Origin of the sequence: Nioella sp. MMSF_3534 (genome assembly GCF_030732985.1) — a bacterium.
In the GTDB taxonomy this organism is placed as follows: domain Bacteria; phylum Pseudomonadota; class Alphaproteobacteria; order Rhodobacterales; family Rhodobacteraceae; genus Nioella.
The window spans coordinates 1-5,356 of the sequence record NZ_JASHJX010000090.1; the positions used below are offsets into that span (position 1 = coordinate 1).

The window sequence follows — 5,356 nt, forward strand, 5'->3', positions numbered from 1 at the left end:
CAAAAGTCGATAACACCCCGATCCAACCCATAACAAACGATAACACCAAAATACGTGTGAAAATCACGCTTACAGGGAGAGGCTCTGGGATGAACTGCGTGGAACCGGGCTGTGATTCGAATCATTCGCCTGTTGAAAGGCAGATCAGTCCGTCACGAACCAACGCCCGGAATGACAGCATCCCGGGCGCTCGGTTGTCTCACTATTGGGAATGCCCGCCTCACGCGTCCCGATCCATGATCCACTGAACGGCGGGATCCGCCTGGAAGCGCCAGTTGCGGCGGGGGCCCGCCATGACGTTGAGGTAGTACATCTCGAAGCCGTAGGGTGCGCCGCAGGGATGATGGCCGCGGGGGACAAGGACGACATCGCCGTCGCTGACGGCCATGGTCTCGTCGAGGGTTCCGTCCTCGGTGTAGACGCGCTGGATCGCAAATCCCTGGGCGGGGTTAACCCGATGGTAATAGGTTTCTTCTAGGTAGGTGATGCGGGGGAAGTCGTCTTCGTCGTGGCGGTGGCTGGGGTAGGAGGACCAGTGGCCAGCCGGGGTAAAGACCTCGGTCACCAGCAGGCTGTCGCAGTAATCCTCGGCCTCCATGGCGATGTTGTTGATGTAGCGGGTATTTGTGCCCTTGCCGCGCTCGGTCAGCGTGATGCCGTCCGGGCCGATGCGGCGGGCCTGATGCCCGCCCTTGCCCGGCGCGGCGCAGATGGCGATGGTACAATCCGTGGTGGCCGTGGCCTGCCACTCGGTGCCATTCGGAAGATAGAGCGAATGCGGCGGTGTCTTTTCGAAGACATCCATCCGGTCGCCCAACTCGCCCCAGTCCTGACCCGCACCGGTCAGCCGGGCCTTGCCCTCGACCATCACGAGGATCACTTCGGTGTCCCCGGTCGCCTCGCCCACCACATCGCCCGCCCGCAGGCGATAGAGCGAGAAGCCCACATAGCGCCACCCGGCGCTGGCGGGCGTCACGTGATGCACCTTGCCATGAGTTCCGAAGGGCTTGAGCAGCAGGTCAGCCATTGTCATTGTCCTCATCATCCTCCGGCGGCACCCAGGCAAAGAGCAGGTGATAGGCCGTGTAGCCGCCGATCGCGCCGAAGATCATCGCCCAGGTTCCCTCGTCGCGGCTAAGCTCCAGCACCGCCCATCCGAAGCAGACCGCCACGATGCCGACCCGGATCCAGAGCGGGCGGAAGGATGGGTGACGCATGTCGAACATGGACAGTTCCTTTCCAGGGTCAGGCGCAGTTGTCGATCTTCAGCCCCGCGCGGTCACAGACCGTCAGGATATGCTCATACCCCATCTTTGAATACTCGTAAGGCGGCGCTTTTGCCGGGTCCTGTTCGGCTTCGACCACGATCCAGCCGGCATAGTCCATCGCCTTCAGCTTGTCGGCCACGGCCTGGAAGTCGATGCAGCCGTCGCCGGGCACGGTAAAAGCCCCCGCGATCACCGCGTCGAGGAAGCTGCGGTCATTGTCGCGGACGTCACGGACGATCTCGGGCCGGATATCCTTGAAATGGACATGGTGGATGCGATCTGCCCACCGGTTCATGACGGCCATCACATCACCGCCGCCAAAGAGCATGTGGCCGGTGTCGAAGCAGAGCTGAACCTCCGGCCCCGACCCTTCCATCAGCCAGTTCACATCGTCCTCGCTTTCGATGATGGACCCCATGTGGTGGTGATAGGCAAAGGGCATCCCCTGCCCCGCCACCCATTTGGCCACCTCGGTCAGCTTCGCCGCATAGGCCAGCACCTCGTCACGGGACAGTTTCGGGCGGTTATTGACCGGTACGCCCTGCAACCCCTGCACGGTATTGGAGCATTCGGCATAGACGATACAGGGCGCGTTGAGGGCCACGAACTGGTCCACCTGCTGACCAATCGCGGCGCATTCCTCGGCCACGCTGTTCACCAGCGTATTGCCCGAACACCAGCCGCCGCACAGCGCAAGGTCATTGGCCTCCAGATAGGTGCGCAGCCCGTCCGTATCGTGGGGCATACGCTGGCCGCGTTCGACGCCGGTATAGCCGATCTCGCGGGCCTCCTGCAGGGCCTGTTCCATCGTGTAGGCGGCAGTAATGTCGGGCAGGTCGTCGTTCTGCCAGGCAATGGGGGAGATCCCGATTTTGACGCTCATGGGTGTTACTCTCAGTCGGTGCGCTGTGTTTTGCGCTTGGTTTCGTAAGTGGCTCGCGCCTCGTTGACCTCGGGGCGGGTGCTGACCTCGGGCACGCCCACTTCCCACCACGTTCCCCCATGCGGGGTAGAGGGATATGGGTCGGTGTCCAGAACGATGGCATAGACGCCGTCATGGTCACTGGCCTTCGCCAGATGCTCTTCCAGTTCGGCAATGCTGGCAGCCTTCACCGCTTTCGCCCCCATGCTGGCGGCATGGGCGACGAAGTCGATCTGCGAGGGGTTTTCATGCACGGTGTGATCCAGCAGGCAATTGAACTCTGCCCCGCCGGTGCCCATCTGCAGCCGGTTGATGCAGCCAAAGCCCCGGTTGTCGGTGATCACGAGGGTAAACTTCGCCCCCATCATGCAGGCGGTCGCCAGTTCCGAGTTCGCCATCATATAGGTGCCGTCGCCGGTGAAGCAGACGATGTCGCGCGCGGGGTCGGCCATCCAGATGCCAAGCGCGCCGGCAATCTCGTAGCCCATGCAGCTGAACCCGTACTCCATGTGGTAGCAGCCGGGCCGCCCTGCTTTCCAGAGCTTGTGCAGCTCGCCCGGCATGGTGCCCGCGGCGCACATAACCACCGTGTCGGGACCGGCGGACCGCTGCACCGCGCCCACCACCTGCATGTCGGTGGGTAGAGCGTTCGCGTCCTCCTCGGGCGCGTCGGTCAGCGGATCGACCTTGGCGAACCAGTCGGCTTTCAGCGCGGCATCGGGGGCGGTGAAGGTCTTGCCCCCGAGCGCCGCTGACAGCGCCTCCAGCCCCGCTTTCGCGTCGCAGCACAAAGGCTCCGCCCCGTGCTTCATCGCGTCATAGGCCTGCACGTTGAGGCTGACCAGTTTGCGCGCGGGATTGGCGAACAAGGACCATGATCCGGTTGTGAAGTCCTGAAAGCGGGTGCCGACGCCGATGACAACATCCGCCGCCGCGCAGATCGTGTTGGCGCTTTCCGCGCCGGTCACGCCGATGGGGCCGAGATTGAGCGGATGGTCCCAGGGCAGCGCCGATTTGCCCGCCTGGGTTTCCACGACTGGGATCTGGTGCGCCTCGGCGAAGTCTTTCAGGGTCTCCGTCGCGTGGCCATAATGGGTGCCGCCACCCGCGACGATCACCGGGGTTTCCGCGCCTTCCAGCAGCTCCGCCACCCGCGCCAGTTCCCCCGCATCGGGCGGCGCTGCCCTCCGGTGCCAGACGCGCGGCGCGAAGAACGCCTCGGGCCAGTCATAGGCCTCTGCCTGCACATCCTGGCAGAAGGCGAGCGTTACCGGCCCGCAATCGGCGGGATCGGTCATGGTGCGCATTGCACGCGGCAGCGCGGTCAACAGTTGCTCGGGCCTTGTGATCCGGTCGAAGTAGCGGCTCACGGGCCGGAAGGTATCCGTCGCCGTCACCGTGCCATCGGCGAAGTTCTCGGGCTGCTGCAACACCGGGTCGGGCCCGCGATGCGCGAAGACATCGCCCGGCACGAAGAGCACCGGCAGACGGTTCACATAGGCCAACGCGCAGGCTGTCACCATGTTGGTGGCACCCGGCCCGATGGAGCTGGTCACCATCATTGCCCGGTCCCGGCGCAACTGCTTGGAATAAGCAATCGCCGTATGCGCCATGGTCTGTTCGTTGTGGCCCCGATAGGTGGGCAGCGCATCGCGCTGATGATAGAGCGCCTCGCCCAGGCCCGCCACGTTGCCATGGCCGAAGATCGCCCAACACCCGGCGATATAGGGAACGCCCTCGGGCGTCATCTGCGCGGCGAGGTACTTCACCATCGCCTGCGCGGCGGTCAGTCGGATCGTTGTCATGCTGCCTCCTTCGCCCGCGCACGGGCCTCGTCCCAGATCGCGCAAAGCCGCGCGTATTTCTCTGCCATCTGATCGACCGCTTCGCCCGCGGTGATCGCATCCTTCATGTACGCCTCTGCCGCCGCGCCGAAGATGGTGCGCCCCACGGCGAAGCCCTTGACCAGCGGATAGCGCGCAGCCACAGCAAAGCTCTCGCGCAGCGCCGCTTCCTCGGCGGCCAGCCCAAGCACCACGATGCCGCGCGTGTAAGGATCGTTCCGGGTGATCGCGTCACAGGCCGCCTGCCACCCGGCATCGGACTTCATCGGTTCCAGCTTCCACCAGTCGGGGTAAACGCCCAGATCGTAGAAGCGTTGGATCACCTTGGCCGTGGTCTGATCGTCGACGGCGCCCACCTTTGAAGGGATCACCTCCAGCAGGAACTCCAGCCGGTTGCGCCGCGCAGCACTGAACAGCCGCAGGATGGTCTCCTCCTGCCGCGCCCACATATCCGCGTCGTCATCGGGGTGGCAGAAGCACAGCACCTTGACCACGTGATCAAGCGGCCACTCGTTGAGGCCCCCGTAGTCCGGCCCGATCTCAGGCTCCAGCATCAGCGGGCGCGAGCCCGGCCATTCCACCGGCCGCCCGACCCAAAGTCCGGTGCCCGTCGCCTTGTAAAGCGCATCGCGACCAAGCCGCCCGTCGCAGAGGATGCCGTAACCGGGCTGGCCATTTGCCACTTGCAAAGCCGCCTCAAGGCAAAGTTCCTTGAATGTGCCGATCTTGGATCTGTTCGCGCCCTCCAGATCCTCCAACTGCATCCGATGATCGAACGCAAAGCTGCGGATCGTGGTCCAGTCACCCTTGCGGTTGGTGGACCAGTGGACGTTTTCCAGAACGGTATCCTTGCGCAGCGCGGTTTCCTTCACGCCGCGTTTGAGAAAGAACTGCAGCTCCTCCCAACTTGGATAGGCGGGGGTGCAGCCATGGCGGCTGACGGCGAATGCCCCGCAGGCATTTGCATAGGTCAGCGCCGTCGGCCAATCCTCTCCATCGAGCCAACCTTTCAATAGCCCCGACATGAACCCGTCGCCCGCGCCGAGGACATTGAACACCTCGATCGGGAAGCCCGGGCCGGTCTGGCCGTCATCCAGGCTATCGGGGATCGCGCCCTCGAACGCCACCGCCCCCATCGGGCCGCGCTTGCAGACCAGTGTTGCGCCAGACACCGCACGCACCGCGCGCAGCGCCGCAACGGTATCCGTCGTGCCGCCTGCGATGTGGAATTCCTCCTCGGTGCCGACGATCAGGTCAAACAGGTGCAGAGTCGATTGCAGCTTCTCCGTCACCTCGTCGGAGGCGATGAAGCGGCTTTCCCC

General features: G+C 64.2%; 5 protein-coding genes. All 5 read right to left on the minus strand.

All coding sequences use genetic code 11. The features are described 5' to 3' along the window. Positions 1-220: 220 nt before the first annotated feature. Positions 221-1,027 (minus strand): 5-deoxy-glucuronate isomerase, encoded by an 807-nt coding sequence (iolB, locus tag RBB16_RS20365; protein WP_306047862.1) that lies wholly within the window; start codon positions 1,025-1,027, stop codon positions 221-223. After that, positions 1,020-1,226: a hypothetical protein gene (locus RBB16_RS20370; protein ID WP_306047863.1), complete on the minus strand. Its 207-nt coding sequence runs from the start codon at positions 1,224-1,226 to the stop codon at positions 1,020-1,022. The genes iolB and RBB16_RS20370 overlap by 8 nt, the downstream gene beginning before the upstream one ends. 19 nt (positions 1,227-1,245) lie before the next feature. Next, entirely contained in the window at positions 1,246-2,151 is a 906-nt protein-coding gene (iolE, locus tag RBB16_RS20375; RefSeq protein ID WP_306047864.1) for a myo-inosose-2 dehydratase, read from the minus strand. An 11-nt stretch (positions 2,152-2,162) separates the two neighbouring features. Continuing rightward, complete coding sequence (gene iolD, locus RBB16_RS20380; RefSeq protein ID WP_306047865.1) at positions 2,163-3,995, minus strand: 3D-(3,5/4)-trihydroxycyclohexane-1,2-dione acylhydrolase (decyclizing); 1,833 nt, start codon at positions 3,993-3,995, stop codon at positions 2,163-2,165. Further along, on the minus strand, positions 3,992-5,356 hold a 1,365-nt coding region (locus tag RBB16_RS20385), incomplete at its 5' end, for a PfkB family carbohydrate kinase (RefSeq protein ID WP_306047866.1). The genes iolD and RBB16_RS20385, both read right to left, overlap by 4 nt.

Excerpts from the sequence above, each read along its gene's own strand:
- iolD (WP_306047865.1), bottom strand. The coding sequence starts at position 3,995 with ATGACAACGATCCGACTGACCGCCGCGCAGGCGATGGTGAAGTACCTC.
- iolE (WP_306047864.1), bottom strand. The coding sequence starts at position 2,151 with ATGAGCGTCAAAATCGGGATCTCCCCCATTGCCTGGCAGAACGACGAC.
- RBB16_RS20370 (WP_306047863.1), bottom strand. The coding sequence starts at position 1,226 with ATGTTCGACATGCGTCACCCATCCTTCCGCCCGCTCTGGATCCGGGTC.
- iolB (WP_306047862.1), bottom strand. The coding sequence starts at position 1,027 with ATGGCTGACCTGCTGCTCAAGCCCTTCGGAACTCATGGCAAGGTGCAT.